This is a genomic window from Rhizobium sp. BK650 (assembly GCF_014195325.1).
Lineage (GTDB): Bacteria > Pseudomonadota > Alphaproteobacteria > Rhizobiales > Rhizobiaceae > Rhizobium.
In genome coordinates, this window is record NZ_JACIBK010000017.1 from 1 (window position 1) to 26773 (window position 26773).

Here is a 26773-nt window from a genome sequence, read left to right on the forward strand (position 1 = left end):
GTGGCGTTCCCTCCGGGGAATTGGTGACATTGAACATCACCAGTCTGCCATGGCCGCCTTCTTTAGGAAATTTGCAGAACCTTCAGCACTCTACCCGGAGGTGGCGACACAGCCTACCACATCTGGCACTTTTGCAGAGCATCGCTCCCTGATGCATCCGCCATCTCTCCTCCCACCGAACACGCCTCCGCCGGCTGGCGGCGAAGGCGCTTTTTGTCTTATTCAGCAGCTAGAAGCTGCTCGACACGGCCGATGCCCGCGGCATCGAAAGCGGCGAAGATTTCCGCTTCAGCCTTTTCACCAAGGTTTTTCAGCGGCTCCCGGATCGTGGCGTGATCGAGAACGCCGCGATGGACGAGGCCGAGCTTGAGGGCGACTGTGCCTTCCATGTGGGAGCCGCGGTGATAAACGGCGCGGGTCACCGGCAGCAGGCGTTCGAAGATCTTGCGGGCTTCCGGATAATTCTGTGCCTTGCCGGCCTTGATGAGATCAATCAACAGTTCCGGTGCGATGTTTCCATAGCCGACAAGCAGACCGTCGACATCAAACATCGTCGGAAGCAGCCATTCATCATGGCAGCTGAGTATCTGAAGGTTGGCGTTCGCCTTCTTGAGCTCGGGAATTTCCACATACCAGCGCTTCATGTTGCGAACACCGTTCTTGGTGGCGACAACGCCGTCCTGTGTGGCGATGGCAAGCTGAGTGTCCAGATCGTAGGAGGCCTTGGTGGCATCCGGATACTGGAACAGAATGCATTGCAGGCCTGACTCCTGCCAGATGGCTTTGTAGCGGTCCTGCGGCGCGCCCTTCTGGAAACCGAAGCGCAGCCAGCCGTGGTTCGGATAGACCAACGCGCCGGTAGCGCCCGCTGCCTTGCACTTTTTGGCCTCTTCAGCGGCAACCTTCGTGCCTTCGCCGGTAATGCCTGCGATAACAGGAATTTCGCCGTTCACGGCTTCAACATAGGTGCGGATCAGCTTCAGACGCTCCTCTTCGGTCAAAAAGGTGCCCTCGCCGGCATGTCCGAGAATAACGAGGCTCTTTACGCCCTCCATCGAAGCCAGCCACTTTGCGATCCGTGCGTTTGCCGCGTAGTCGACTTCGCCGTCGCGGGTGAATGCGGTGACCGGTGCCGGGCTCAGGCCTCTGAGGTCCATCGGGCTCATGGTAATCTCCTCCTTATTGCCGCTGTCCGCCTTGCGATCAGCGTTGGGATCGTTAACGGGAACGTTCCCACTATCGTTTCCGATTTAGCTGGAGTCAACAATTTTTTTCAGGCATCATGAAACTCGAAAGCAGCCCCGAACCGGCTTGAGTGGAAATTCGCAATGGATTCAATATTGGAAGACAGCCCTCGACAGACGCGCGTCACCATCCTCGACGTTGCGGCAGCGGCCGGCGTCTCGAAGTCGACCGTGTCGCGTATTCTGGATGAACGGCTTCCTCGCTCAGACAGCGAAACCGCTAGGCGTGTCCGCAAGATCGCAGAGGACCTTGGCTATGTACGAGATGTCTCGGCTGCCAGTCTTCGACGCGGAAACACCATGACGATCGGAATTATCGTTCCCCGTCTCACCGACACTGTCATGGCAATGCTTTACGAATCTCTCGCAAAGGCCTGCAGCAGGACGGGGCGATTTGCCATCGTCGCCACCACAGACGACAAACCGAAAGCGGATCGGCTGGCGGCGGAGTCGCTTCTGAAGCGCGGCGTCGACGGTCTCATTCTGTCGACGGCACGCGAGGACGACGACTTCCCCGATGTATTGGCGGCAAGAGGCGTGCCGACGGTTCTGGCCCTTAGAACCGACGGCCACAGCCCTTCGTCGATCGGCGACGACCGGCTTGGCGGATATCTCGCCACACGGCATCTGCTTGATCTTGGCCATCGCCGGATCGGCGTCATCGCGGGACCTTCCTATGCCTCCAGCGCCCGCACCCGCGTGGAGGGCTACCGTCAGGCGATGACGGAAGCGGGGCTGGAAACCGATCCTACCCTCATCATACCATCGACTTTTGGCATTGACTCCGGCTCGGAAGCCGCTGAAACGATCATGGGCCTGCCGCAAGCCCCGACAGCGATCTTCGCGGTCAACGACAACACAGCCATCGGCGCGCTTTCCGGCTTGATGCGCATGGGCCTATCGGTGCCAGGCGACGTCTCACTGGTCGGCTATAACGACATCCCGATCGTTAGCCATCTCTCCACCCCCTTGACCACTTTGCGGGTGGCCTTTGAGCAGATCGCTGCAAATGCGCTCGATTTGTTGGGAAGCGACGCATTATCGCCGGACGATCGCATTCGGGTCTCGGCGCCGACGCTCATTCCGCGGAAGTCGACCCGGTCTGTTATTCCCTAGTCCAGCAACTCGAAGGCACTACGGGCGGCTAGCCTGCTTCGTCATCGGCTCTTTCGGCGGAGCCATGCTTTCCCTCAAAATGAGCCTGCTGCGGATGACAGTGCGTAACGCTGCTGCGCTTTGCTGTTGGCCGATGGCATCGAGCAGGAGATCCACCGCCGCCTGGCCCATCTCCTCCACCGGCTGTTCGATCGTCGAGAGCGGCGGCGAGGAAAATTCGCAGACGGGCGAACCGTCAAAGGAGACGACGGAGAGATCATCCGGAATGCGCAGGCCTGCGCGCTTAATGCTACTGAGAAAGGAGATGGCCATGTCATCGCTGGTGGCAATGACAGCAGTCGGTTTCTCGCCGAGCTTCATAAAATCGTCCGCGGCCTGAACGCCGATATCGAAGCCGTGCTGGTAATCGAGATGCCCTCCAGACCGGGAGACTGCTTTCTCGGGAAGCCTCGCCACCTCGAGCGCCTCGAGCACACCGCGGTAGCGCTCGACATCGTGATAATTGCCTTCGGGCCCTGCAATATAGAAGAACCGGCGATGGCCCAGCCGGATCAGCTTTGCCGTGACGTCTCGCACAGCCTCGCGGTCGTTGGTAACGACGCTCTGCAGGCCGGCATCGCTCATGTCGAGCAGCATCGAGACGATCGGCAGGCCAGAATTTGCAAGCGAACGTCCGTCGACCTCCGGCAGCTTTGACGACAGGATGATGGCGCCGCGCACGCTGCCGCCGAAGGCGAGATCGAGAATGTGCCGCTCGGACGCCTCGTCGCGGTCGAGGTTGGCAATCATCAGATTGTACCCGCGCTGGATCAGCGTCTTGTTGATGCTCTGCAGGACCTGCGGGATGACCTGAGAGACGCCGTAGTAGAGCGATCCCGGCAGGATGATCATGATGACATTGGATTTGCCGACCCTGAGGCCGCGCGCCATCGCATTCGGCGTATAGCCGAGTTGCTTGGCGGCGGCGTTGATCTTGGCGCGCGTCTTTTCATTCACCCGACCCGGGTTGGCAAGCGCCCGGCTGACCGTCGAAATCGCGACGCCGGCAAGCCGCGCGACGTCGGCCATCAAGGCAGATGATTGATCCTCTCCCGTGACATCCTTGTTTTTATTCACGTTTATGTCTTCTCCCGAATATTTCGATTTGCAACTTTAAGGCAGGTGCCGATTTATAGCAAACGTTTGCCAAAAATCGCTTGCTTAAAAGACCAGCTTGATTATCATCTAAGCATGGCAAACGATTGCCATTCCTTAATGCGTTGAAATCCATGACTTATTGGATGTGGAACTGTCGTTTCGCACGCGGGTAGGTCATGCCCTTAAGAAATGGATAGGTTATGGCTGGCGACAGGCTTCGTTTCGGCGTCGATCTCGTGACATTCTTTCATCCCGGCTTCTGGGGTGTCGACGGCCATGATGCGATCGTCGACCATGCACGGGCTCAGCCTCGCGCCTTTTGGGACAGGATACTCGACAGCGTCCAGGCTTCGGGCGTCTCCGGCGTTGAGCTGACTTTCTCGCCCTTCAACTGGCAGGATGCGATCAAGACCTATGGTTCGATCGACGCCTTCGCCGCCGAGTTGGCCAAGCGCGGTCTGAGGCTCTGCAGCGGTTTCTTTGCGGAACTGGAAGCGGCGGGCGACTTTGCCGACCCCGAAGCCCAGCGCGCCTTGATCAACAAGGCGGAACGCTACGCCGATTTCCTGAAAGCCTGCGGCAGCGACATCATGGTGATCGGTGCACCGCTCCGGCAGACGCTCGGCGCCCAGCCGGTGCAGTTTCACGATTTCGATCGCGCCAAGGTGGTCGCCGATTTCCTGAACCGGCTCGGCGCGACACTTTATGCCAGGGGCGTGCGGCTTGCGCTGCATACCGAAGCGCATTCGATCTTTGCCAGCGCACGCGACGTCGATCTGATGATGCTTCTTACCGACCCGGCCTATGTCCACATGTGCCCCGACACCGCCCATATCATCGTTGCCGGCTCCGATCCCGTACAGCTCGTCGACCGTCATCACGAGCGCATGATCATCGCCCACTGGAAGGATGCGATCGGCCCGATGCCGGCCGACACCCCGATCGACAAGCATATCCATGAACGCCACCAGCCTTATTTCTGCGGCTTCGGCCTCGGAAGGGTCGACTGGCCGGCCTGGATCCGGCTGCTGCGCGAGCGGGCCTATGAAGGCTGGGCGATCCTCGAACTCGATGCCGCGCCGGATCCCGTCCGCGACATCGCCAACGGGCTTACGCTCGTCCGGCAGGCGCTCCTGCCGATCTATCGCTGACAATCTCACTCCCGAGACGACAAACGCCCCGCAAAGAGGGCATTTTCAAGAGGTGGAACAATGAAGAACACGATGAAGCTTTTTCTTGCCTGCGTGGCATTCGCCGGCCTATTCGCAACGGCTCATGCCGAAGACAAGCCGACGATCGAGATGATGTCGTCCTGGACTTCGGGCGGTGAAGCCGCAGCCCTCAACGTCATCAAGACCGAGTTCGAAAAACGCGGCGGCGTCTGGAAGGATTCCTCGATTGCCGGTTTCGGTGCGGCCGACGCCGCTTTCCAGAACCGTCTCGTCGCCGGCGATCCACCGGGCGCCAAGCAGGGCGTCATCGGTCTTGCCGCCGCCGATTTCGTGAGCCAGGGTTTGTTCAATCCGATCGATGATGTGGCGACCGCCGGCAAATGGGCGGACGCGCTGCCGAAATCGATCCATGACCTCATCTCCTATGACGGCAAGGTTTATCTTGCGCCGACCGGCGCCCACGGCGAGAGCTGGGCCTTCTATTCCAAGGAGGCCTTCGCGAAAGCAGGCATTTCGCAGGAGCCCAAGACCTGGGATGAATTCTTTGCGGATCTCGACAAGCTGAAGGCGGCGGGCCTCGTTCCAATCGCCTGGGGCGGGCAGCCCTGGCAGCAGACGAAGGTCTTCAACATGATCCTGCTCTCGCAGGTCGGCATCGACGGCTTCCTGAAGATCTATGTCGACAAGGACAAGAGCGAGGCATCCGTCGAGGGCGTGAAGAAGACGCTCGCAATTCTCGGCAAGCTGCGCAGCTATGTCGATGCCGGTGCTGCCGGCCGCAACTGGAACGATGCGACCGCCATGGTGATTACCGGTAAGGCCGGCGTACAGTTCATGGGCGATTGGGCAAAGGGCGAATTCACCGTCGCCGGCAAAGAGGCAGGCAAGGACTATGGCTGCATGATCGTTCCGGAATCCAAGGGCATGGTCTATATCGCCGACGCCCTCTGGTTCCCAAAAACCAACAATGCCGGAACCGACAAGGCGCAAAAGCTTCTCGCCGAAGTCGTCATGGACCCGGCGATCCAGGTCGAGTTTGCCCTTAAGAAAGGCTCTATCCCGATGCGCACGGACGTCGACAAGTCGAAACTCGACGTCTGCGCGCAGAAAGGTGTCGAACTCATGAGCGCCGGCGCTATCGTGCCCGAGCAGGCGATCGTTCTCACCCCGCAGCAGGTCGGTTCACTCGACGATTTCGTCGACGAATATTGGAGCGGCTCGAACGATGCGGCGGCTGCGGCCGGGAAGTTCTTCGCCATCTTCGACTAGGATCGCGTCCGTGGGGCCGGATTGATCCCGACGCCATAACTCCTGCCGCTGCGCGCCTCACGCGGCGGCGCGTGTCCCGCTTCCGTCCGTCAAAGAGTTGGCCGATGTCCGTCAAACGCAAACGCAATCTTTCCGCCACCATCGCCCTCTTGCCGACGTGGTTTGCTGCCGTCGTGGTCTTCATCGGCACCATGGCCTGGTCGATCCGGCTCTCCTTCACCAATTCCACGCTCTTTCCGTCCTCGACCTATGTCGGCTTCGCGCAATATGCGAAGCTCTTTGCCTCCGCCAAATGGCTCGCCTCGCTGCAGAACCTATTGATCTTCGGCGTTCTCTATGTCGCCGGCTGTCTGGTGCTCGGCTTTTTGCTGGCAACTGCACTCGACCGCAAGATCCGTTTCGAAAGCGCCTTCAGGACGATCTTTCTCTATCCCTACGCCATGTCCTTCGTGGTGACGGGACTGATCTGGCAATGGGTGCTCAATCCGACACTCGGCATTCAGGCGAGCGTGCGTTCCCTCGGCTGGGAGAGCTTCACCCTCGACTGGGTGGTCAATCGCGATATGGCGATCTATGCGCTGGTGCTTGCCGGCGTATGGCAGGGCGCGGGGCTCGTTATGGTCATTGCGCTTGCAGGCATACGCAGCATCGAAGCCGAGCAATGGAAGGCGGCTCGCATCGACGGCATTCCCATCTGGCGCATCTATGCCTCGATCATTCTGCCCCAGCTCGGACCTGCATTGGCCGCTGCCGGCATGCTGCTCGCTATGGGCGTGATCAAGACCTATGACATCGTCGTCGCGATGACCAATGGCGGCCCAGGCAATGCAACCGAGGTGCCGGCGAAGTTCATCATGGACAATCTCTTCGGGCGTCAGAACCTTGGCCTGGCAACGGCGGGCGCAACGGTACTGGTCCTTGGCGTCGTCATCGCCGTCGCGCCGTTCCGCTATGCGATGCACATGCGTAACCGGCAGAAGGGAGCGGCGTGATGAAGCAGCCTCACCCGAACGGGCCGAAGCCGGCAAGGATCACGGCGGGACGCATCGGCCTCTATGCCTTCCTTGTCGTTGCAGCCCTCTTCTTCCTGCTTCCGCTCTATACCATGGTCGTCACCTCGCTGAAGTCCATGGATGAAATCCGGCTCGGAGACATCTTCGCGCTGCCGGCAAAGCTCGACTTCTCCGCCTGGGCGACCGCTTGGTCGGGCGCCTGCATGGGAACCGTCTGCGTCGGCATCCGCACCGGCTTCTGGAATTCGGTAGCGATCACCGTTCCCTCGGTCGCGCTCTCGGTCTTCATCGGCGCCGTCAACGGCTATGCGCTGTCGCTCTGGCGGCCGCGCGGGGCCAATCTACTCTTCGGCCTGCTGATGGCCGGCGGCCTCATCCCCTACCAGATCTTCCTCTATCCGATGGTCCGCACCATGGCCAACATCGGTCTCTACAATTCGCTCGCCGGCATCATTCTCGTCCATGTCATCTTCGGCCTGCCCTTAGTGACGCTGCTGTTCCGCAACTATTTCGTCAGCGTGCCAGAAGAGCTCTGCAAGGCTGCGCGCGTCGATGGGGCGGGCTTCTGGCGCATCTTCTTCGAGATCATGCTGCCGATCGCCGTGCCGATGGTCGTCGTGGTTTCAATGCTGCAGTTCACCGGCATATGGAACGACTTCCTGCTCGGCCTCGTCTTCGCCGGGCGCGACTACCTGCCGATGACCGTGCAGCTCAACAATATCGTCAACACGACGATGGGCGAGCGCACCTATAACGTGAACATGGCGGCGACCATCCTCACCGCCATCGTCCCTCTCGCCATCTACTTCCTGTCCGGCCGCTGGTTCGTGCGTGGCATTGCCGCCGGTGCAGTCAAGGGGTAACACTTCCATGCAATCTGCCGTCTCCGTCAAAGACCTCAAGATCGCCTACGGCGACCATACCGTCATCGAGAAGTTGTCGATCGACATCGCGCCCCGCGAGTTCCTGGTTCTGCTCGGCCCTTCCGGCTGCGGCAAGTCCACGCTCCTGAACGCGATCGCCGGCCTGCAGGACATCACGGCAGGCGAGATCTGGATTTCAGGCAAGAATGTCAGCTGGGAGGAGCCGAAAGATCGCGGCATCGGCATGGTCTTCCAGTCCTACGCGCTCTATCCCCGCATGTCGGTGCGCAAGAACCTTTCTTTCGGGCTGCGCGTCGCCGGCCTGCCGAAGGCCGAAATCGAGGCACGCGTCACCCGCACCGCCGCCCTTCTCCATCTCGACAAGCTGCTCGACCGGCGCCCTGCCGAACTCTCAGGCGGCCAGCGTCAGCGTGTCGCCATCGGCCGGGCGCTGGTGCGCGAAGTCGATGTCTTCCTCTTCGACGAGCCGCTGTCGAACCTCGACGCCAAGCTGCGCAACGAGTTGCGAGTCGAAATCAAGAAGCTGCATCAGAACCTCGGCAACACGATGATCTACGTGACCCACGACCAGGTCGAGGCGCTCACGCTCGCCGACCGCATCGCCATCATGCGCGACGGCGTGATTCAACAGCTCGCCTCGCCGGCGGAGATCTACCGCCGCCCAGCCAATCTCTTCGTCGCCGGCTTCATCGGCGCTCCGGCCATGAATTTCATCGAAGGGCGGATCGAGCATGGCGGCGGAGCGCCCGTCTTTCGAAGCAACGGTCTCGCCGTCGATCTCTCCCGCTATGCCTTCCGGACGGCTGCCGCGGAAGGACCTGTTACGCTCGGCTTCCGTCCCGAGCATCTTTTGGTCGACGGGCCTGCAAGCGGCCTGCCCACGATCTCAGGCGTAGTTTCCGTCGTCGAGCCCATGGGTTCGGATGCGGTCGTCTGGTTCGACTGGGGGGACCAAAGTCTCTCCCTTCGGCTGATGGGCGACACGGCTCTCGAGCCCGGTTGCACCCTCGCAGCCGGGCTCGATGTCGCCAAAGCCTCCTTCTTCGGTGCTGACGGATCGCGGCTGTGAAGCGCCATCCTTTCGTTTCCCTCAATTCCTTGTGCGCTTCTTGCCGTTTTTAAGGAATTCTTCCAGGACAGGATTTGAAAAGACATGCCTGAAATCGTCTATGATGCGCTGGTAATCGGCTCCGGCGCGGCGGGTTCCTTCGCGGTCAAAGAGCTGACGGCCCAAGGACTGTCGGTGCTGCTGCTTGAGGCCGGCCCTGAAGTGGGGCCCGGGGATTTCGATCCCGCCCGCAAGAAAGAGCCTGCCAGCAGCATCAATATCTGGGAGCGGGCTCGGGCGACGATCAAGGGGCAGCCGATCCAGGCTCGGGCGGCGTTTTTCACCGAGCGCTTCAGCCATTTCTTCGTCAATGACCGCAAGAACCCGTATACGACGCCGAAGGGGGAACCTTTCCTCTGGATCCGTGGCCGGCAAGGCGGCGGACGGCTACACAGTTTCGGCCGGGTGCTGCTACGCTGGACCGACGACGATTTCAAGATCCGCTCGCGCATCGGAAAGGGCGTCGACTGGCCCATCTCCTATGAGGAGCTTGCGCCCTTCTACGACGAGGTGGAAGCCTATCTCGGGCTCTACGGCAATAGGGACAATGCGCCGACCTTGCCGGACGGCATCTATGCGAAACCGGCAAGCCTGACGCCGGCAGAACAGACCTTCAAGCAGGCCGTCGAAGACCGCTGGCCGCAAAGGCGCGTGGTCTCTTGGCGCTACATCGCGCCGGATGCCGACCGCATGCCGCGGCCGCTACGGGAGGCAAAGGCGAGCGGCAGGCTGACAATCCGCTACGATGCTGTTGTTCGCCGCATCACCACGGATGACAACACTGGCCGAGCCACAGGCGCCGAATTCATCGATCGCAGCACCGGCAAGCGATCGACGGCCCGTGCTGCGACGGTGGTGCTTGCGGCCTCGCCGATCGAGAGCGTGCGGCTGCTCCTGAATTCGGCATCGACAAAACACCCCGAGGGGCTCGGAAACAGCTCAGGCGCCCTCGGGCGCTATTTCATGGACCAGCTTCCATGCCTTGCCTTCGGCTCCTTTTCAAAGGCGAAGGGTTGGGCGTCCGACCACTCCGCCCCGGTCGACCCGTTCTATAATCCGTCGGGCGGGATCTTCATTCCCCGCTTTGGCGAAGGCGATGCCGCCCGTGGTGATTTCGACTATCAGGGTAGCGTCGGTCGGGCACCGGTCTCCGCAGAGGCGGACGCCCGCCTCGCCTTCTTCGGCTTCGGCCGCATGCTGCCCTATGAAGACAACCGCATCACCCTCGATGCCAGCCGCAAGGACGCGTGGGGCATTCCCGTTCCACACATCCGCTGCGTCATGCAGGAAGAGGAGCAGCGGCTGCTTCGCCTTCAGGAGCAGACGCTGATCGCCATGGTCAAGGAGGTCGGCGGCGACCTTGAGTTCATCGGTTCACCCACGGGCCTCAAGGAGATGGGCAAGGGCGCATTCCCCGAAGCCGACGCGTTCAGCCGCTTCATGTTCCGCACATGGTTCCGGAAGACCATGTGCATGGGTGCGGCGATCCATGAAACGGGGGGCGCACGCATGGGCGAAAGGCCGGAGAGCTCGGTGCTCAATCCTTACAACCAGCTCTGGGATGCGCCAAATGTTCTGGTCACCGATGCAAGCGCGTTCCCGGGCAGCGGGATCGCCGGTACGACGCTCACCGTCATGGCGCTGACGATGCGCGCTTGTCGGAACCTCGTCGCCGAGTGCCGGATAGCACAAGGGTAAACAGCCCATGTCGCGTTTTACGTCGCCTTAACTCGGGCTCTCGACACCACTTATGGTCCCGGCTGCTCGGTCGCACGCGCAATCGTGCGAAATCGATGATATCGTCACGCGCGGCGGTCGGATCCTTCCCTGTCCAGATGCCATCGAGCCGGAGCTTGAGAAGCTGCTCCCTTCACCTTCTTCAGTCTAACGCCGCGGTCCGACGCTCCTGCTTCCGTTCCGGCACTGAGCCCCCTTATTGACGTCCAGGAGAAATTTTACAGCTTGAAGTTTTGAAACTAAGGGCTCAACGTTTCGCCTTGCCACATTCGGCGCCCGGCGTCCAAAAGACGCGCAATGAACGCTGTGGCTCAACAGTGGGTGCATTTCTCTAATCAGGCAACCGTGACGCAGTCGGAGGCCACATGCCGAGCACTGTTCAGAAACTTTCGCTTTCTTCCTTAACCGCGATGGTGGTCGGATCGATGGTCGGCGCCGGGATCTTTTCCCTACCGCGCACCTTCGGCGACGCGACCGGCCCGTTCGGCGCGATCGTGGCCTGGTGCATCGCAGGGGCGGGAATGTTTACTCTTGCTCACGTGTTCCGGGTGCTTGCGGAGCGCAAGCCGGATCTCGACGCGGGAGTTTACGCTTACGCACGGGCTGGTTTCGGTGATTATGCCGGCTTTCTTTCAGCGCTCGGCTATTGGCTCGTTGGCTGCATTGCGGATGTATCGTACTGGGTGTTGATCAAGGCGACGCTCGGCGCCTTCTTTCCGGTCTTTGGCGACGGCAACACGGTTGCCGCGGTGCTTGTCTCTTCGCTAGGCCTATGGGGCTTCCACTTCATGATCCTGCGAGGCATCAAGGAAGCCGCATTCATCAATACCGTGGTCACGATAGCAAAAATTGTTCCCATTGTGATCTTCATAGTCATCCTGCTCGCCGCGTTCGATACCGAACTCTTTCGCGCCAATTTTTGGGGCGGCGCGGGGATGCCTGAGGCGAGCTTGTTCGAGCAAGTCCGTGCCACCATGCCGATCACAGTTTTTGTGTTCATCGGCGTAGAGGGCGCAAGCGTCTATTCGCGCTACGCTCGCAGTCGTAGCGAAGTAGGCGTGGCCACTTCGCTTGGCTTCGCAGGCGTTCTGGGTTTGATGGTGCTGGTAACGCTGCTGCCCTACGCCACGCTTGAACGACCGGAAATTGCGGGCATGCGGCAACCCTCCATGGCTTCTGTGCTGGAATCCCTCGTCGGCCCATGGGGCTCCGTCTTCGTCAGTGTGGGTTTGATCGTTTCCGTGCTCGGAGCGTATCTGGCGTGGTCGCTGATTTGCGTCGAGGTGATCTTCTGCGCAGCCAAGAATGGAGACATGCCACGCGTTCTCGCCCAAGAAAACAGCAACGAGGTTCCTGCTGCCGCCCTCTGGTTGAGCAATGGCGTGATCCAGCTCTTCCTTATCAGCACGCTGTTCTCTAATGACGCATTTCGCTTGATGGTAGAGCTGACGAGCGCGATGGTGCTAGTCCCATACCTGCTTGTTGCGTCCTATGGTCTCCTCCTCGCCCGACGTGGGGAGACCTATGAGCTCAGGCCGGAAGAGCGGCGTCGCGATCTGATACTCGCGGGTGCCGCCACCGTTTACACTGCATTCATGATCTACGCGGGTGGGCTGAAGTTGCTGCTTCTGTCTACCATCCTCTACGCGATTGGAACGGTTCTACATCTCTACACAAGGCGCGAACAGAAAAAGCCTCTGTTCAAACCCCGAGAATGGCTCGTCTTCATGGTTGCGGCGGCCGGATGCATTTTTGGCATCTACGGTCTCGTGACGGGCTACATCACCCTATGAAAATTAAGAGATTCCGGCAGTCATAGCTCCACCGCTGATCCAACCCGCGCACTGCGGTGCGCGTGACTTCACGCTGGCGCTACAACGGGCGAATTAGTTCCCTCTGGAAATTTCGCAAACTGCACGCTAATATTGCGATCGATGAATTATGCGTTATAGAAGTAGCGCCCCTGGAAACCCGCTTCAAACCATAAGTGAGCTCCAGAGTTCATCCGGCATCACCAAAGGCTACACCAAATCGGCGTCCACACCTGTGCGGATGCCGATACAGGTGAATCCGGGGAGTTTGTTTCATGACGGTCAAGGCTGAGCAGAAGCAATCCCTATGTGCTTCCATCGCAAATCGTTGTCGGGTCCGCCGTCAGTGCCAGCATGGTCTTGCGTGCAACATCATAAGGCGACGTCCAGGCGATCGCCGCCTGGTGCATGGTGGGCGGCGGCCCTCGTTTCAGGAGGTATTGTTACCCGCAACGGGATCCTCTTACGGCCCATACGCCCAAGCCGGCCGGCGCCCACGCATCGAGAACTTCGCAACTCAAGGAGAAGGAAGGTTACTCATGTCTAGCCTAATTTCCATTATCTATCCGAGCGAAGATAAAGCCGAAGAAGTCCGCAAGCGCTTGATCGAACTGCAGAGAGAATATTTGCTGACGTTGGGTGACGCCGTCATCGCAACGAAGACGGACAGCGGCAAGGTCAAGTTGAACCAACTGATCAACTTGACCGCCTCTGGTGCCGCGTCAGGTAGCTTCTGGGGATTGCTTGTCGGCGTGCTGTTCCTCAATCCGCTGATCGGGGTGGCCGTCGGCGCAGCATCCGGTGCAATAAGCGGCGCGCTGAGCGACGTCGGCATCAATGACAACTTCATGAAGGAACTTGCCCGCGGCCTTCAGCCAGGCAATGCGGCGCTGTTCATTTTGGCGAAGGAAATGACTGAAGATAAGGTGCTGAAGGAGCTATCTCCGTTTGGCGGAACCGTTCTGAGGACCTCTCTCGATGAGAGTAAGGAACAGCTCCTAAGGGACGCCTTACAGCAAGCGAGCGTTGCGTAGTCCCTCTCGTGCTGCCGGCATACTGAACCGATCCGGCAGACATGGTTGAGAGGACCGAGACCGCGATTTCCTGGGATCGGAGGCGACCTGGGGAGGAGACACATGCGTGTTCAGAGTGCCACAGCAACCTTCGTTTGTCCGAAACCACGCGGGACGCGCGTACACTCTTTGAGCGTATCTATACCTTTCTATCCAGCACTCACCCGGTCGGAGAAGAGTCGTGGTAAAAGGAAACGGAATTAACGCGGTATCCAGCGCGTCCCACGACACCCCTCCGGCATCAGTTCGCGCCGTGCTGGGCGGCGTTATGCTTCTGGCCGGGTTGGTCGTGCTGACGGATGTGGCGTTTGCATCGGTCGTTACTGCGGGCTTTATCGGAACCGCTGCAATATTTATCGGTACATTCGAAATTGCCTACGCCTGGTGGGCGAGAAGGTGGGGTGCGCTGTTATGGCAAACGTTGCTAGGATTACTATACATCGCCCTTGGATTGATGCTCACCAATATCGTCGGCTCGCGGGCGATGGAGATTCTGACAAACGTCGCAGCCCGGTCCCTACGCACACAAGAATTATTGCAAAGCTACACGATAGGTCTGCTGTTTATCTTCTCAGGCATCGTCCGAATCCTGATTAGCATACGCCATTGGCGAGAGGCAGGGTGGACCATGATGTTGGCGGGCGTCTTTGGCGCCGGCGCAGGGCTTCTCATCCTGGCCGACTTTCCATGGATGGGGCTTTGGATCCTCGCCGTCTTGCTTGGTATGGATTTTTTCGTCCACGGGGTTGCCTGGCTGAGGTTTTCTTATTTTCCTCGGCCTGACTCGGCTCCAAACGATCCAGCATCACCATCCGCGTAATCGGCTCCACCTCCAAGCCGAGCACTCCGAAAGCCGCCTGCTGTATAGATGCTAAAGGTGCTTACTTCACGTCCATACGAATTACACGTCCGGAAGCGGTAACCGTGCATTTGAGAATGTAGTGCCGGGTGGCCATCGTCAGCAGCCAGGTAGGACCAGTTCGCTTTGCTGCTTTGACAACGCTCGCACCACCTCGAGCGCTCCGGTATCGATCGGCCCGTCGGCTGCACGCACTTAGAGCGCGAGGCGGGACCTTGCTCAGATCCGGCGGCGACGCAAGCGAAGTTTGGCCGCATGCAGACGGCTTCAACCGATCGATACGTGCGTACCGCCCGTTCTCAACATGCACCCCAACGCAAGTGCCGGTCTCGTCATTCCACCACGTGCTCCCGACGTGTTCGTAGCCACGCTCCTGCATCTCGGATTCGGAGCCCTTCGCACGCGAACCGACGAGATCGGCGATGTCGTTCGGTGCGGCAGCGAAGGCCGAGATAGAAAATGACCAAAAGATTGTCGCAAAGCCCAATATGCTTCTCATGGAGTTCTCCTTGCTAACCTCTTCTGACTGGAAGTGTTGCGGTCCGCGGTTACCACAGTGAACGATAAACTGCCTTCAGCCCCTCGCCTGATGCATAAAAAGTTAACTTAAGATGGCCGATCCCCACCCTTGGCGGATCACGGTGTTTCACCATTGACCAAAGGGCGCCGAGCCGCGCTTTTGGGCCGGCCGCTTCGGCCGATTGCTTCACGCCCTCATCCGCCTCGGTTTGCGCCCGGCGTCTCTTCGCCCGCTTCCGCTACGTCGGCCGCGATCTTTTGCGCCAGATGCCGCTTCACCTGGGCAATTTGGCCGGCCGACCATCCTTGCACGTCGCTGACCGCAATCCAGGCGTCGACATAGTGCTCCGGTGCATATACGTGGCCGTAGCCGATCGGCGTCGTCGTCGCCATCGCCATGTCGACAGCCAACTGCAACATGCTCACGACGGGATACCAGCGCAACTCCGGTGATACATCTGGCCCCCGCGCCCCCACCATCCAGTCGGGCATCCGGTAAAAATCGCGAAAGTCGAAGAAGGTGACAGGGTCGCTGGCATACTGCAGATAGACGATGCGCATTATTCCCCAGGGCGCGTCTGGCGGCAGCTTGGATCCCTCCTGGTTCATGAATCGCACAAAGGAGCCGTCGCGATACTGCGGCAGCCACGCAGGCGAATCGGCGACCCTGTTTTCGGTGACCGAGCGCCACAATTTGTTCTCGAACGGCGGACCGCTCCACAAGGCTCCGTTGATCGGATCGCCGAGCATTTCCAAAAGTTCCACGGACTTTTCGGAGTTAAGCGAGCCGAGGCTGAGGCCGTGAACATAAAGCTTTGGCCTGTGCTCTCTGGGAAGAGTGGTCCAATAGTTGTAAATTTGGACAAAAAGAGCGCGAGCAGCGTTCGCACCGTACTCCGGCTCGATGATCAACGACAGCGGACTGGAAAGATAGGAATATTGGAGCGCGACGCTGGCAACATCGCCATCGTGCAAGTACTCGACGCTGTCAATTGCTGCCGGGTCGATCCACCCCGTACCGGTCGGGGTTATGACGACAAGAATGGACCGGTCGAAGCCATGGGCACGTTTCAGTTCCTCCAATGCGAGTTTTGCCCGTTGCTCTGTGGTTTCGGCGGCTCGCAAACCGACGTAAACGCGAATAGGCTCACGTGCGCTTCGGCCGGTAATGACGCTTATGTCGGACCCCGACGGTCCTGAACCGACGAATTCCCGGCCTGCGCGTCCAAGTTCGTTCCATTTGAGAAATGAAGCCTTGCTGCCGGTCTTGAATGGTTCGGTGGGTTGGAGGCGTTCCGGCTCGATGAAGGCATCATATTCCTCGAAGGACGCATCGAGCATGTGGAAAACATAACGGACGAGCAGCCCGTTCGCGACGGCCCAGAACAGGACGACCGCAGCGGCGAAGCCGATGACTTGCGAGACCCTCCGTGGGAAGAAACGGCGCAACGTTCTAGAAATAAAGCCAAACACGAACCGGAACAGTTGCGCTAAGGCCACGACCGATAGAAAGGTAGCCGCTGCGACCGTGCTGACCTGAAGCGGCTCGGCGCTCGCGACAGGCTCGAGCTCCATGAACTTGCGAATGGAATTCTGCCACTCAGCCGTCCGCCACAGGACAGTGGCCGCGACAAGAGCACACAAGACTGCGACGGCAAGCCCGAGCTTATGTTGGAAGCTCGCGCGCGGCTCCGGCAGTTCCATATATCGCCACAGTGTCCGGCAAAGGACGCCAATGCCGTAACCGGCGGCAAAACAAATTCCTGAAAGTACGCCCTGAGTCAAAAAGGTGCGCGGAATGAGTGTTGGGGTAAGCGACGCCACGAAGAACAGCGTGCCCAGAAACAGCCCGCAGCTCGAATGGGTCCAAAATTCAGAAAGGTTCCAACGCTTAGGCTGATCTATTTTCCTCATGCGCCATCTTTCCTCATTTACAGGCACATCAGCATGACCCCCGGACTATGCCCGATCCAATCTGCCGCATAGGCTGGCGGATGATTCCAGGAAGATCCGCGACGCCGTGAACGTCGTCTCTGCAAAGCAGCCGCGACAGGCGGTATATATCCTCCCCGCTATTTCCAAACCGGGCGCGTGGACACGCATACCGATTTTTTGCAATAGACGCGCGGATTTGTTGTATAGTGTAGCAGGAGCCGGTCTCGGTTGCACGACCCCGGCACGCAAGTTCAGCCAGAGGCATGAACATGTCGAAATCGATTGCAGGCAGTGGCCTTGCCGGAGCATTTTCGAGGACAGGTTGGATTGGCTTTTGGATGCAGATTGCCATCTGCCTGATATCTTCTGCGCTGACGGTCTATATTTTCGTGCTCGATCGAGATCCTAGTCTGGCAACACGTGGGGGGTTGACCCTGGTCAAGTACCTGACTGTTGCAAGCTTGCTGGTCCTGACATTTACAACGATCTGGTCCTACAGATACACCGTTCTCGCAGGCCGTATTTCTGACCCCGGTCGCCGTCCCTCGGCATCCTCGGTTCGGCGAACGGCTGGGGTGGGTGTCGCCGCGAGCATGATTGGCGTTGTTCTTTCGATGCTGATCATGTCGTTTGAGGTGATCCAGCTCTTTCTACATTTTCTCCGTGCGCCCAAAGCCGGTGTTCCTGTCGTCCAGACTACCGGTGGCCCGGCCACCTGGGTGTCGGCAGGCGATATTCTTAACTTGGCGGTCATCATTCTTATTACGTTTGTTGAGATCATCGTGCTTTCGTTCAGTCTTTGGCTGCTATTCCGCGCGTCGATCACTTCAGCAGAATATCCTTGTCCTCAAACTTCGGAGTGACCCGCCATCGCGCGGTAGGGGGGCATCCTGCCCGTGCCGCATTGCTGCCTCCAGTATCGACACAGCCCGCAGGAACTCGACATAGCGGCACCGCGACGCGGGCGTGTGATGAGGCAGGCTCGGCAGCGGGAAGCTATCATAGTGCTTTCCCGGGCGTCGTTGCAGTGATAGCGGCACAATACTATCAGAAGCAGTTCGGCAACCTTGGGCGGAGGCTGCGTCAATCGCGGTCGTCGCATTCAACATTTCACTCACATAGTTCAGGCTTGCCGCGAGTGACGATCGTCGCAACCGCGGGCACAAGCTCAGCTCAAGTTCAATGCAACGATGCGAGTCTGCCCGTTCGCCGCGAGCACGAGGATCACCAGAGAACTGCGCCCTTCTGCCTTCAGCGCCTCCACACGCCGAACGAGATCGCCCGGAGAGTCCACGGCCTCGTTCTGCACTTCCGTGATCACTGTCCCGGGTCGAATGCCCAGCCGACCCGCCTGGGAGTCGGGGTTCACCGCTGCGACCACCACTCCTCTTGCATCGACGCGCAGGCGAAGTTCGTTTCGCAACTCTGGTGTAATGCCGGAAACCTGCATGCCGAGGGCGGATACGATAGTAGTTCCCGGAACTGGTGCCTCCCTGCGTGTCAATGTGACGGTCAATTCAGTGCTGCGACCCTCGCGCACCACTGTCACCGGCACAGCCGTGCCGACGGGTATTTCAGCGACAATGCGCTGCAATTGCCGCGGGTCGCGGACTTCGAGATTGTTGAGATTAACGATCACGTCGCCTGCGCGTATGCCTGCGGGGGCAGCCGGCCCACGCGGATCGACACCCGAAATCAGGACGCCGCGGGCAGGATCAATTCTCAAGGCCTCAGCAATTTCCTTGGTCATTTCCTGCAAATACACACCGAGCCAGCCGCGCCGTGTTTCTCCGAACTCACGAAGCTGGGCAATAATCGGCTGCGCCGTGTTGGCTGGCACCGCGAAATTAAGACCGATACTACCGCCCGATGGGGTAAGGCCCAACGTATTGATACCAATCACATCGCCGGCCATGTTGAACAATGGACCGCCCGAATTGCCCCGATTGATCGCAGCGTCTGTCTGAATGAAGTTATCAAAAGGACTTGTTCTGATGTCGCGGTTCTTGGCCGACACTATTCCGGCGGTCACGGTGCCACCCAGACCCGAAGGATTGCCAATCGCCATGACCGCCTCACCGACGCGAATTTGATCTGAATCGGCAAACTTCACCACCGGCAACGGCGTACTGGGCTGGACGCGCAATACTGCAACGTCGATGTAGGCGTCTTCCCCGAGCAGTTCAGCGCGCAAGCGCGTTCCATTGTTGAGGATGACATCGATCTCCACCGCGCCCCTGATCACGTGTTCGTTGGTAACGATGATGCCCGAGGCGTCTATCACAAAGCCCGAACCAAGAGACCCTCGCGGACGCGGCGGATCGCCTGTTTCGGGCTCTCCAGCCGGCTGGCTCTGAGCGTCGGAATTCGGATCCCCATCAGCTCGTCTGATCGTCGAGATATTGACCACCGCATCGATAACGCGCCCCGCGAGGTCTGGAAGATCGGTCGCTTGCGCTTCTGCGCAGGATGCAACCGCCAGAAAGGCAGCGAAGCATACGGCGAGAATACGTGCGAAAGCAGTTTTGATTGCGCGGTATGCGGCCCTGAAAGCCGCTGATCCAGCATGACGGATGTCCATTGGCTGTCTCCGTGTTTCACAAACTCCAGCATAGCGTTGGTAGGCACTTGAAGATTGCTTCCGGCTGATCAGCATTCACCGTTGTCGGCGCTACAATTATAGCGCGCTTTTCTGCGTGCGCCCAGTCCCCGATGCAACTCACCGGCGGCATGAGTAATCCGGGGCTGGCTCCACTGCAGAACGAACGACAAAGCCCTCCGCAAGCTCCGTCTAGGTGGAGCAATTCCGCTGCCCTGTCCGAGTCCGATGTTTTGAGGGCATCGTGATATGGGCAGCGGCTCGCCGGAGTGCCGACCGCTCCAACGCGTGTGCGCTCCTTTAGCACATAGCCACATCCCATCGTGCCGAGCGTTCAGAACGCTGTTCTTTGCCGCCCGTTTCAGAGTTGCCGGACCCGTCATCATTCGTCGAAAAGCCGATGTCAGGTGGCTGGCAGGCCTTTCGGCATCGACGGGTCCGACTTTCTAAAATTGGCATCGTAGCAACAAATCAGCCACTAGGCTTCCCGCCCGCCTATGCCATTAAACTCTGCGCCAATCAAAATACTGATTGACGAGAGCCACATCCAAACCAGCAGGATGTCAACAGCAGCAAGTGTACCGAACGTCCTGTTATAGTCCTCAAATCTCGCCAAGAAAGTTGAAAAGAGAATCGATCCGACCAGCCAAACTAAACTGGCGAGCAGCGCGCCTGGGCTAATCCAGGTCGATTGATGCCTAGTCCGACTCGGACCGTATCGATAAAGAAGCTCTAGACTGATTACTAATATTATGAATATGACGGGCCAGCGGCCAATCCACAATAACAGAAAAATTTTAGCGTCAGGGCTTCTGAAGTCAGAAATAAACGGAATAGTCGCGACACAATATATGGCAACTATCAGAAAGAATAATAGTCCAATCGTAAAAGCCATAGAAATAATATTCAGTTGAAGGAACTTTCGCTTCTCAATCTCACCGTACGCAACGTTCAAACCTTCAAACAGCGCCTTCATACCCCTATTTGCGCTCCAAAGGGCCAACGCAACGGATACGAAAAGCGCGAAGCTGAGGGTTGCTTCCTGGTTGCTGCCGATGCGTTCAATCCGACGACGCAGGAATTCAACACCAGCAGTCGGCAAGGCCCCGCCGACGGCCGTTAACAGCTCAGTCAAATGCTGGGAGTCCGCAATTAATCCGTAGAGTGACAGAACTCCGGCGATGGTCGGAAATAGTGCCAATAATCCATAGAAGGTCACTCCAGCGGCGACCGATAAGATCCGGTCGTTCCGAATGGATAAAAATGTTTGTGCCAATAGTAATAGCCAACTCGTGACTGATTTTTCTTTTGAGTCACGCGTTTCGGCCGGTCGGAGTTGTGGCGTCCCATCATTGTCTGCGCCTCTGGGGGGCACATTTTTATCAAAACGACTCGCTGTGAGATAAGTGGCAATTCCTACAGTCACCGCGAAAGACAAGTTATCAAGGATCGATCGAGGACGCATGTTGTCACCCCCGGCAATTGCCGAACAATCCAGGACTCGCGATCGCCCAGCGGGTGTCATCGCGTCGACATTCTCGGATCTTCGTCAGATAGGTTAAGTATGTGGACCTCGTGCAATTGCAACAGTCGGCTGAATCGGGATCGACGTGACAACCATCTCCTTTTAGCCCTGCCGACAAAACGCGCCGGCCGATTAGCGAAGTAGCCGACTATCGCATTTCCGATACGTATTTCTATGAGGCAGTCCACCCGCTGACCAAGCTGCATGAGCCAAAACTCTTCGCATCAAACGCCGAGAGACTATGGGAGCGGAAGGAATTATCAGGGCTCTCACCATTAAGGCCGCCGAGGCTAGACTCACCTGTCCTATACCGGGTCCGGGCTGGTGAGGACATTCTCATTGCCCGCGGCAATGATCCCATCGCCCACCTCGTCGCCATCGAGGAGCGCCATCCTTTGGCAGCCATCCAAGCCGTGCGAGCCTGCGGGCACAGGCCAAGCCGGTCAGACGGCGCAGAATTCAGGCACCTTTGCCGTCGAGGCCTCGGTAGCCTGCGCCATGCAGTTGCCGGACGAGGACAATACGCTCGCCGAAAAGGCAATGGCGCATGGCCGGTGAGGACGCCGTGGCGCAGGACCTGACCCACGAGATCCGCAGCATTCCGCTCGAAGCCGAGAGCGGCGGCAGGATTCCGGTGTTGCAATTGCGGCGACGATGCCGTTAGCGCTTACCGAATGCGCGCAGAAAGGTCTTCGTTGCCTCTCCTGCCATGCGGTCGACCTCATCCTCCGGAGTTGGACGGCCAATCCGTTGGTTGATCCGCAAGTCGGTTGCGAGCAGCGCCATGTACTGGCGCGCGGCAAGTGCCGGATCCTCGATGTCAAGATGGCCTGCCAGCGCGAGCTGCGCCAGGCGAGCCGCGATGGCGGGATATTTTTTTCCCGGTCCGTATTCCTTCCAGGTCTCAAACAGCTCGGGAAATCTGCCGCCCTCGGTCTCCACCAGCTTGCGGAGCCAGCGGCCGTTCGCGTCGCAGACCGCCTTGCGCAGGAGAAGAGCTGAAAATTCGGTCAGTTCCTTTTCGAGATCGATAGGCGCCACGGGAAATGTGTCCAACACCCGAAAGAAGTCGGCGCTTGACTTCTCGGTGATCTCCGCAACCACAACCTTGAACAGATTATCCTTGTCGCCGAGTTGATTGTACACGGTCTGACGTGACACGCCGGCTCTTGCTGCGATGGCATCGATGCTCGCCGCCGCAAACCCGTCCTCGGCAAAAACGTCTGCGGCCGCGTTCAGGATTGCCTGACGCTTGCTGGTGGTGGGCGGGCTCTGTGTCTCGGAAGAAGCCGCTACGGGCGAAGTTTTCATGACACTACCATATAGGACTTGACCGATTGGACAATACTGTCCAGAATATTTTACAGGAATGACGGCAGCGCGTTGGAGCCATCTCCGTCTTTTCGCTGTTCCATCTATAATCGTCCACTCAACCCCCGTCACATGCTTTTTGTATGACACTCGACGTTCGGGGAATGGTGTGCGGGAAAGGCTTTTTTTTCATGCAGAGCAAGAATTCCGTTTCCTCCCGCGGGGCCAGCGGCTCCCACCATGCCATCATCCTTGGCGTTCTTTCAGCCGTCGGTCTCTTTGCCCTCGACATGTATCTACCCGCGTTGCCGACGATCAGTCTGGATCTTCGCGCCAACAGCCATGCAGTCCAGGCAAGCCTGATCTCCTTCTTCGCCGCCATGGCTGTGTCGCAGATTGTTTATGGCCCACTGTCAGACATGTTCGGCCGCAAGCGGCCTCTGTATGTCGGTCTGGTGCTCTACATCATCGGCGCGATCGGCTGCGCGCTCTCCACCGACATCAGCTGGCTCGTCGCCTTCCGTTTCATTCAGGGCACCGGTGCCTGTGCCGGCGTCGTGATTGCCCGCGCCATCGTGCGCGACCTACATACCGGGGCCGCCGCCGCGCACCTGATGTCGCGGCTTATGTTGGTCTTCAGTATCTCACCCATCCTGGCGCCGCTCGCGGGCAGCATCGTGACATTGTTCGGGAACTGGCGACTGATCTTCTGGGTCATGGTCTTGGCCGGCGTTGTTGGCTTCGTGGCGGGCCGCTTTTTCCTTGAGGAGACCCGTCCGGCTGCGGCGCGCAGTGAAAGCAGCCTCGGCGGGGCATTGAAAGGGTATGGAACGCTCCTTAAGGACCCCTACTACCTCGGTCTGGTGCTGATGGCCTCATTCGGTATGTCGAGCTACATGATCTATGTCGCCAACTCTTCCTTCGTCCTAATCGGCCATTTCGGGCTCTCTCCGACCTTTTACAGCGTGGTCTTTTCGGCGAATGCCGTTGGCTTCATCGGGATGTCGCAGATGAACGGCTGGCTCGCCCGCCGGATCGGTTTGCGCAAGGTGATCCGCGGTGCGGTTTCCGGTTACGCGCTGACGATGGTGGCGCTGGCTATGGTCATGGCCGGTGGAGCAGACCGCCTCGACATCATGGCGGCCTTCCTATTTGCGGGCTACGCTTTCCTTGGAATGATCGTGCCCAATGCGGCGGTATTGGCACTTGAACACCATGGTCGCATCGCTGGCACGGCCTCAGCGATGATGGGGACGGTCCAGTTCATGACATCGGCGCTGGTGGTCGGCATCAGCGGTATGTTTATGGACGGTACGGCGAGACCCATGGTTGTCGTCATCGCGATCTGCTCGGCTATCGTGTTCCTCCTTTCGATCGCGGTGCTGAAAAGCAGGCAGGCGGTGGCGGCTGAATAGATCTTGCTGCCTGCGATTGCTGCGGCTTGCGCAGGCCGTTACGGCTGCCCGCGGACCATCCTCGCGCATCGCCTCAGATTGCCCGCATCAGAGCAGAAGACGGCGCGGCTGGCAGGCTGATGGGATCCAGAACTTCCGTCAGGTCTGCGGCCGGCCGTTCCATCACCTGCTTGATGTGAGCTTCCCGACCGGCCGCGCCCCAAGGACCGCTAGCTTGACGCGGTCCGCCGTTGCTATCAGTCCTTCCTCTCCGTCTTGAGCATGGTCGCAACTCTGCGAATGCCCAGTTGATAGCCTTCGGTGCCGAGACCAGCGATGACGCCGTCGGCCCGGTGGGACACGAAGGAGTGGTGGCGAAAACTCTCGCGCTTGTGCACGTTGGATATATGGATCTCGATCACGGGTCCTTCAAAGGTATTCAGTGCGTCGAGGATAGCGAGCGAAGTGTGAGTGAACGCAGCCGGGTTGATGACGATTCCAGCGCCGTCCTCGCGCGCTTCGTGGATCCAGTCGATGATCTCGTATTCGCGGTTGCTTTGATGAAAGCGGATCTCGTGCCCCAGTTTTGATGCCAACTTTCGACAGTCCGTCTCAACGTCAACCAATGTCTCGTGGCCATAGATATGCGGCTGGCGCTTGCCGAGAAGATTTAGGTTCGGTCCGTTGAGAACATAGATGAGGCTCATTTCATTTGTCCTTGTTAGGTGTTGCCAGGATCAGGCGAACGCTATTTCCTGAAACGCGAAATCTGGGTCGGATTCGTAAAGATCGGCGCGCAGCCCGAGCCGGCCGGCTGCAAGTGCGCAAGCCGCGACGTCACGCGCAGCTTCGAGCACTGACCTTAAGAGCTCTCGCTTGACCTCCGGAGGACGGCGTGGGGCCATGCATACAATGATCTGCACAAAGTAGTTATCGGGATGCTCGTCTCCAACGCAGGAGACGGAGGCCTCTGTCGCGAATGTGCGAACTACGGTTGGGTTGACCAGCCCTCCGTCGCGGACTCGCCGATGGACCTCGCAGGTCAACGTGTCGATGGCGACGCGTTCAGCGGCGCCTCGGCTATAGTTGTCGATAATATGCGGCATGGCGTAGTCCTCCGATCAGGCTGCCACTCGGCACAGATCATCGAAATGGCGCAACGTTCGTTCCGTGTCGGCCGACAGGCCGGTGAAAAGCTCGAAGGCTACAGCTGCTTGGAACACGGTCATTCCTCCGCCTGGGAGCGTCCGGCAGCCGTTCTCTTTGCCAACGCAAGGAGCTCGGTCACCAAAATATAGAGGATCCCCCACCCAGCGATGATGCTCTATGCAATCGGGATCGATCGAGGATCCCATGTGTTGGCTTCCTCCACTCGGCGCGGCTCTCTCCTCGCCGGCGTCGGGATCACTGATCCGGCTTGAATATCTGTAACGCGCCGTCGAACAGGCGTTTCAAATGCTCCTCCGCGTCTGCCGAGCCTGAAAGCGGTACTTCGACCGAGATCGATGCGGACCCGTCGGCTATGGCGATCAGTTCGCTCAAGGGTAATTCGCCCGCGCCGGGGACAAGACGTTTGCCTCGGGCCTCCGCGATCATGGCCTCGGTCGTGCCCGGGGCGGGTCCGGCGACGTCGTACAACTGGACGTGCTTGACCCTGTCGATCTCGGCGAGCAGCGACGTCAACGTTCCACCGTTCCTGAAGAAATGCACTCCGTCGACAAGTGCGCCGGCATTCGACGCGCCGCTCGATTTCAGGAGATTGACGCTGTCAGCGAACGTTCTGACCGTCCGCCAACCCATGTTCTCGATATCGACTGCCAATCCGTAGCCGCTTGCAAGGGCGCAGAATTCGGCGAAGTTCGACAGCAGCCTGCTCTGTTCCGGATCGTCACCGCACACGCTTAGTCGCTTGGCCCCGATGTTGGCGGCCGCAGCCACTATGGGTTCCAGAGACGAGGCGTTGAACGAGGGATCGATGACAAAGAACTCGATGTCGAAGACCTCGAGCGCTTCGCCGCGCAGTACGGCTTTCAATTCGTCCGCTGCGTAGCCGCCCACGGGCAGCTCGTAGTACGGCGCTCCAGGAAAGGCCGGATTGAGCCTCAGTCCAATTCTGGAAAAGCCAGCCCCCGCTGCGGCCTTCGCAAAAACGCACGGCGGCAGGGAGATGGCGGAAAAGTGCGCTACGCCAATCTGTTGCTCTGATTTTGATCCAGGCACCACCGTCACACGATCCCTTTCGTCGCGAGATGATTTCGAAGGTTAGTCCCAGTGCGGTGGATGTGCTGTCGCAGTTTCTCGCTGGCGTATTCGATATCGCGCGCGACCGCTCCTTGCGCAATCTCGCTGTGCTCCTGCCCGACATTCCGGTCGCCGGAAGTCCTGATGAGGAAGACACGGCGGTATCGGTCATTGAGGTTCAGCAAGAGGCCGCAGAAATGCAAAAGAAGCGGTTTGCCGCAACCGGAAATGAGCGTGAGATGGAACTCCCGGTGAAGAGCCTCCCATTGCTCGAGCGTCTCAGGCCGTGAGGCATCCCGATCCGTGCGGTTCAGGCGGTGGAGCGAGCGCATTATATTGCTCTCCCACTCGACGTCGCCGATACGCATGGATTCCCGCAGCGCGAAGACTTCGAGCTCTTCGCGGAGCGTCGTGATTTCTTCCAGATTCGCCAGCGAGATCGGAGCGACGCGATAGCCACGGTTGTCTTGAAACTCCACCAGGCCGTCAGAGATGAGGCGGGCGAGTCCCTCCCTAAGAGGGCTTAAACTGACATTGAACGTACGGCGCGCCTTGTCGAGATTGATCTTGCTGCCGGCCTCCAGCTCACCAGAGATGATCGCCTCGCGCAGCCGCGACGCCAACTGGCTGGCGATGGTATTCTTCCCATCATCGGAAAAACCCGCGGACGTTGTCTCCTCGTCTGCCGTTGGCGCAGGGGCGCTATTGCCGGTCAAGCTCATCCCCACCTCCCTGGCGATTTGATCAACTGTCGATGATCGCTATAAGAAACGATTATTTTTGTCAACGGAAAACACAGATAACCCCGTTTTGTTACCGATGACCT

The 26773-nt window shown here is 59.0% G+C and carries 23 protein-coding genes; 12 read left to right on the forward strand and 11 right to left on the reverse strand.

Going from position 1 to position 26773, the window contains the following annotated elements; all coding sequences use genetic code 11:
• Nucleotides 1–218: 218 nt before the first annotated feature.
• Nucleotides 219–1166, reverse strand: a complete 948-nt coding sequence (locus tag FHX15_RS28235) for a dihydrodipicolinate synthase family protein (RefSeq protein ID WP_184401659.1) — start codon at nucleotides 1164–1166, stop codon at nucleotides 219–221.
• Between the two features lie 162 nt (nucleotides 1167–1328).
• On the opposite strand from FHX15_RS28235, the gene FHX15_RS28240 reads away from it, so the two are divergent.
• Entirely contained in the window at nucleotides 1329–2360 is a 1032-nt protein-coding gene (locus FHX15_RS28240) for a LacI family DNA-binding transcriptional regulator (protein WP_184401660.1), read from the forward strand.
• Between the two features lie 18 nt (nucleotides 2361–2378).
• Here FHX15_RS28240 and FHX15_RS28245 read toward each other — a convergent pair whose 3' ends face one another.
• On the reverse strand, nucleotides 2379–3476 hold the full coding sequence (locus FHX15_RS28245) for a LacI family DNA-binding transcriptional regulator (RefSeq protein WP_184401661.1): 1098 nt from the start codon (nucleotides 3474–3476) through the stop codon (nucleotides 2379–2381).
• Between the two features lie 221 nt (nucleotides 3477–3697).
• On the opposite strand from FHX15_RS28245, the gene FHX15_RS28250 reads away from it, so the two are divergent.
• The 9 genes from FHX15_RS28250 to FHX15_RS28290 all read left to right on the forward strand — a co-directional run bounded on the left by FHX15_RS28250 (nucleotide 3698) and on the right by FHX15_RS28290 (nucleotide 14384).
• Nucleotides 3698–4648: a sugar phosphate isomerase/epimerase family protein gene (locus FHX15_RS28250; RefSeq protein ID WP_184401662.1), complete on the forward strand. Its 951-nt coding sequence runs from the start codon at nucleotides 3698–3700 to the stop codon at nucleotides 4646–4648.
• A 60-nt stretch (nucleotides 4649–4708) separates the two neighbouring features.
• Nucleotides 4709–5938 carry an ABC transporter substrate-binding protein gene (locus FHX15_RS28255; RefSeq protein ID WP_184401663.1) on the forward strand — a complete coding sequence of 410 codons (1230 nt, stop codon included), beginning with the start codon at nucleotides 4709–4711 and terminating at the stop codon, nucleotides 5936–5938.
• Nucleotides 5939–6042: 104 nt separating this feature from the next.
• The gene (locus tag FHX15_RS28260) at nucleotides 6043–6930 is read left to right on the forward strand and encodes a carbohydrate ABC transporter permease (RefSeq protein ID WP_184401664.1); all 888 of its coding nucleotides are present in this window, start codon (nucleotides 6043–6045) and stop codon (nucleotides 6928–6930) included.
• On the forward strand, nucleotides 6930–7814 hold the full coding sequence (locus tag FHX15_RS28265; protein ID WP_184401665.1) for a carbohydrate ABC transporter permease: 885 nt from the start codon (nucleotides 6930–6932) through the stop codon (nucleotides 7812–7814). Before FHX15_RS28260 ends, FHX15_RS28265 begins: the two co-directional genes overlap by 1 nt.
• 7 nt (nucleotides 7815–7821) lie before the next feature.
• A complete protein-coding gene (locus FHX15_RS28270; protein WP_184401666.1) occupies nucleotides 7822–8904 on the forward strand; it encodes an ABC transporter ATP-binding protein in 1083 nt (360 codons plus the stop codon).
• Nucleotides 8905–8988: 84 nt separating this feature from the next.
• A complete protein-coding gene (locus FHX15_RS28275; protein ID WP_184401667.1) occupies nucleotides 8989–10641 on the forward strand; it encodes a GMC oxidoreductase in 1653 nt (550 codons plus the stop codon).
• A 404-nt stretch (nucleotides 10642–11045) separates the two neighbouring features.
• Nucleotides 11046–12473 (forward strand): basic amino acid/polyamine antiporter, encoded by a 1428-nt coding sequence (locus FHX15_RS28280; protein ID WP_184401668.1) that lies wholly within the window; start codon nucleotides 11046–11048, stop codon nucleotides 12471–12473.
• A gap of 557 nt (nucleotides 12474–13030) precedes the next feature.
• The gene (locus FHX15_RS28285; protein ID WP_184401762.1) at nucleotides 13031–13525 is read left to right on the forward strand and encodes a DUF1269 domain-containing protein; all 495 of its coding nucleotides are present in this window, start codon (nucleotides 13031–13033) and stop codon (nucleotides 13523–13525) included.
• A gap of 220 nt (nucleotides 13526–13745) precedes the next feature.
• On the forward strand, nucleotides 13746–14384 hold the full coding sequence (locus FHX15_RS28290; RefSeq protein WP_312861934.1) for an HdeD family acid-resistance protein: 639 nt from the start codon (nucleotides 13746–13748) through the stop codon (nucleotides 14382–14384).
• Between the two features lie 753 nt (nucleotides 14385–15137).
• Here FHX15_RS28290 and FHX15_RS28295 read toward each other — a convergent pair.
• On the reverse strand, nucleotides 15138–16856 hold the full coding sequence (locus FHX15_RS28295; RefSeq protein ID WP_184401669.1) for an alpha/beta hydrolase: 1719 nt from the start codon (nucleotides 16854–16856) through the stop codon (nucleotides 15138–15140).
• 290 nt (nucleotides 16857–17146) lie between these two features.
• On the opposite strand from FHX15_RS28295, the gene FHX15_RS28300 reads away from it, so the two are divergent.
• Nucleotides 17147–17740, forward strand: a complete 594-nt coding sequence (locus tag FHX15_RS28300) for a DUF3611 family protein (protein WP_184401670.1) — start codon at nucleotides 17147–17149, stop codon at nucleotides 17738–17740.
• A gap of 305 nt (nucleotides 17741–18045) precedes the next feature.
• Here the strand turns inward: FHX15_RS28300 and FHX15_RS28305 are convergent, their stop codons facing one another.
• The 3 genes from FHX15_RS28305 to FHX15_RS28315 form a co-directional block, all read right to left on the reverse strand.
• On the reverse strand, nucleotides 18046–19458 hold the full coding sequence (locus FHX15_RS28305) for a Do family serine endopeptidase (RefSeq protein ID WP_184401671.1): 1413 nt from the start codon (nucleotides 19456–19458) through the stop codon (nucleotides 18046–18048).
• Nucleotides 19459–19954: 496 nt separating this feature from the next.
• Nucleotides 19955–20941, reverse strand: a complete 987-nt coding sequence (locus tag FHX15_RS28310; RefSeq protein WP_184401672.1) for a YihY/virulence factor BrkB family protein — start codon at nucleotides 20939–20941, stop codon at nucleotides 19955–19957.
• Nucleotides 20942–21661: 720 nt separating this feature from the next.
• Nucleotides 21662–22462: a TetR/AcrR family transcriptional regulator gene (locus FHX15_RS28315; protein ID WP_312861936.1), complete on the reverse strand. Its 801-nt coding sequence runs from the start codon at nucleotides 22460–22462 to the stop codon at nucleotides 21662–21664.
• 41 nt (nucleotides 22463–22503) lie between these two features.
• On the opposite strand from FHX15_RS28315, the gene FHX15_RS28320 reads away from it, so the two are divergent.
• Nucleotides 22504–23727, forward strand: coding sequence for a multidrug effflux MFS transporter (locus tag FHX15_RS28320; RefSeq protein WP_184401673.1), 1224 nt, complete (start codon nucleotides 22504–22506; stop codon nucleotides 23725–23727).
• Between the two features lie 236 nt (nucleotides 23728–23963).
• Here the strand turns inward: FHX15_RS28320 and aroQ are convergent, their stop codons facing one another.
• The 5 genes from aroQ to FHX15_RS28345 are packed head-to-tail and all read right to left on the reverse strand — an operon-like array spanning nucleotide 23964 to nucleotide 26669.
• On the reverse strand, nucleotides 23964–24413 hold the full coding sequence (gene aroQ, locus FHX15_RS28325) for a type II 3-dehydroquinate dehydratase (protein WP_184401674.1): 450 nt from the start codon (nucleotides 24411–24413) through the stop codon (nucleotides 23964–23966).
• A gap of 30 nt (nucleotides 24414–24443) precedes the next feature.
• On the reverse strand, nucleotides 24444–24812 hold the full coding sequence (locus FHX15_RS28330; protein ID WP_184401675.1) for a 5-carboxymethyl-2-hydroxymuconate isomerase: 369 nt from the start codon (nucleotides 24810–24812) through the stop codon (nucleotides 24444–24446).
• A gap of 15 nt (nucleotides 24813–24827) precedes the next feature.
• Nucleotides 24828–25061 carry a hypothetical protein gene (locus FHX15_RS31865; protein WP_184401676.1) on the reverse strand — a complete coding sequence of 78 codons (234 nt, stop codon included), beginning with the start codon at nucleotides 25059–25061 and terminating at the stop codon, nucleotides 24828–24830.
• Nucleotides 25062–25110: 49 nt separating this feature from the next.
• Nucleotides 25111–25926 carry a sugar phosphate isomerase/epimerase family protein gene (locus FHX15_RS28340; protein WP_409527042.1) on the reverse strand — a complete coding sequence of 272 codons (816 nt, stop codon included), beginning with the start codon at nucleotides 25924–25926 and terminating at the stop codon, nucleotides 25111–25113.
• 5 nt (nucleotides 25927–25931) lie between these two features.
• The gene (locus FHX15_RS28345; RefSeq protein WP_184401677.1) at nucleotides 25932–26669 is read right to left on the reverse strand and encodes a GntR family transcriptional regulator; all 738 of its coding nucleotides are present in this window, start codon (nucleotides 26667–26669) and stop codon (nucleotides 25932–25934) included.
• Nucleotides 26670–26773: the final 104 nt, after the last annotated feature.

Bases quoted from the DNA above. Each gene is read 5' to 3' on its own strand.
- FHX15_RS28235 (WP_184401659.1), bottom strand. From the start codon at position 1,166: ATGAGCCCGATGGACCTCAGAGGCCTGAGCCCGGCACCGGTCACCGCA.
- FHX15_RS28240 (WP_184401660.1), top strand. From the start codon at position 1,329: ATGGATTCAATATTGGAAGACAGCCCTCGACAGACGCGCGTCACCATC.
- FHX15_RS28250 (WP_184401662.1), top strand. From the start codon at position 3,698: ATGGCTGGCGACAGGCTTCGTTTCGGCGTCGATCTCGTGACATTCTTT.
- FHX15_RS28255 (WP_184401663.1), top strand. From the start codon at position 4,709: ATGAAGAACACGATGAAGCTTTTTCTTGCCTGCGTGGCATTCGCCGGC.
- FHX15_RS28260 (WP_184401664.1), top strand. From the start codon at position 6,043: ATGTCCGTCAAACGCAAACGCAATCTTTCCGCCACCATCGCCCTCTTG.
- FHX15_RS28265 (WP_184401665.1), top strand. From the start codon at position 6,930: ATGAAGCAGCCTCACCCGAACGGGCCGAAGCCGGCAAGGATCACGGCG.
- FHX15_RS28270 (WP_184401666.1), top strand. From the start codon at position 7,822: ATGCAATCTGCCGTCTCCGTCAAAGACCTCAAGATCGCCTACGGCGAC.
- FHX15_RS28275 (WP_184401667.1), top strand. From the start codon at position 8,989: ATGCCTGAAATCGTCTATGATGCGCTGGTAATCGGCTCCGGCGCGGCG.
- FHX15_RS28280 (WP_184401668.1), top strand. From the start codon at position 11,046: ATGCCGAGCACTGTTCAGAAACTTTCGCTTTCTTCCTTAACCGCGATG.
- FHX15_RS28285 (WP_184401762.1), top strand. From the start codon at position 13,031: ATGTCTAGCCTAATTTCCATTATCTATCCGAGCGAAGATAAAGCCGAA.
- FHX15_RS28295 (WP_184401669.1), bottom strand. From the start codon at position 16,856: ATGAGGAAAATAGATCAGCCTAAGCGTTGGAACCTTTCTGAATTTTGG.
- FHX15_RS28300 (WP_184401670.1), top strand. From the start codon at position 17,147: ATGTCGAAATCGATTGCAGGCAGTGGCCTTGCCGGAGCATTTTCGAGG.
- FHX15_RS28305 (WP_184401671.1), bottom strand. From the start codon at position 19,458: ATGGACATCCGTCATGCTGGATCAGCGGCTTTCAGGGCCGCATACCGC.
- FHX15_RS28310 (WP_184401672.1), bottom strand. From the start codon at position 20,941: ATGCGTCCTCGATCGATCCTTGATAACTTGTCTTTCGCGGTGACTGTA.
- FHX15_RS28320 (WP_184401673.1), top strand. From the start codon at position 22,504: ATGCAGAGCAAGAATTCCGTTTCCTCCCGCGGGGCCAGCGGCTCCCAC.
- aroQ (WP_184401674.1), bottom strand. From the start codon at position 24,413: ATGAGCCTCATCTATGTTCTCAACGGACCGAACCTAAATCTTCTCGGC.
- FHX15_RS28330 (WP_184401675.1), bottom strand. From the start codon at position 24,812: ATGCCGCATATTATCGACAACTATAGCCGAGGCGCCGCTGAACGCGTC.
- FHX15_RS31865 (WP_184401676.1), bottom strand. From the start codon at position 25,061: ATGGGATCCTCGATCGATCCCGATTGCATAGAGCATCATCGCTGGGTG.
- FHX15_RS28345 (WP_184401677.1), bottom strand. From the start codon at position 26,669: ATGAGCTTGACCGGCAATAGCGCCCCTGCGCCAACGGCAGACGAGGAG.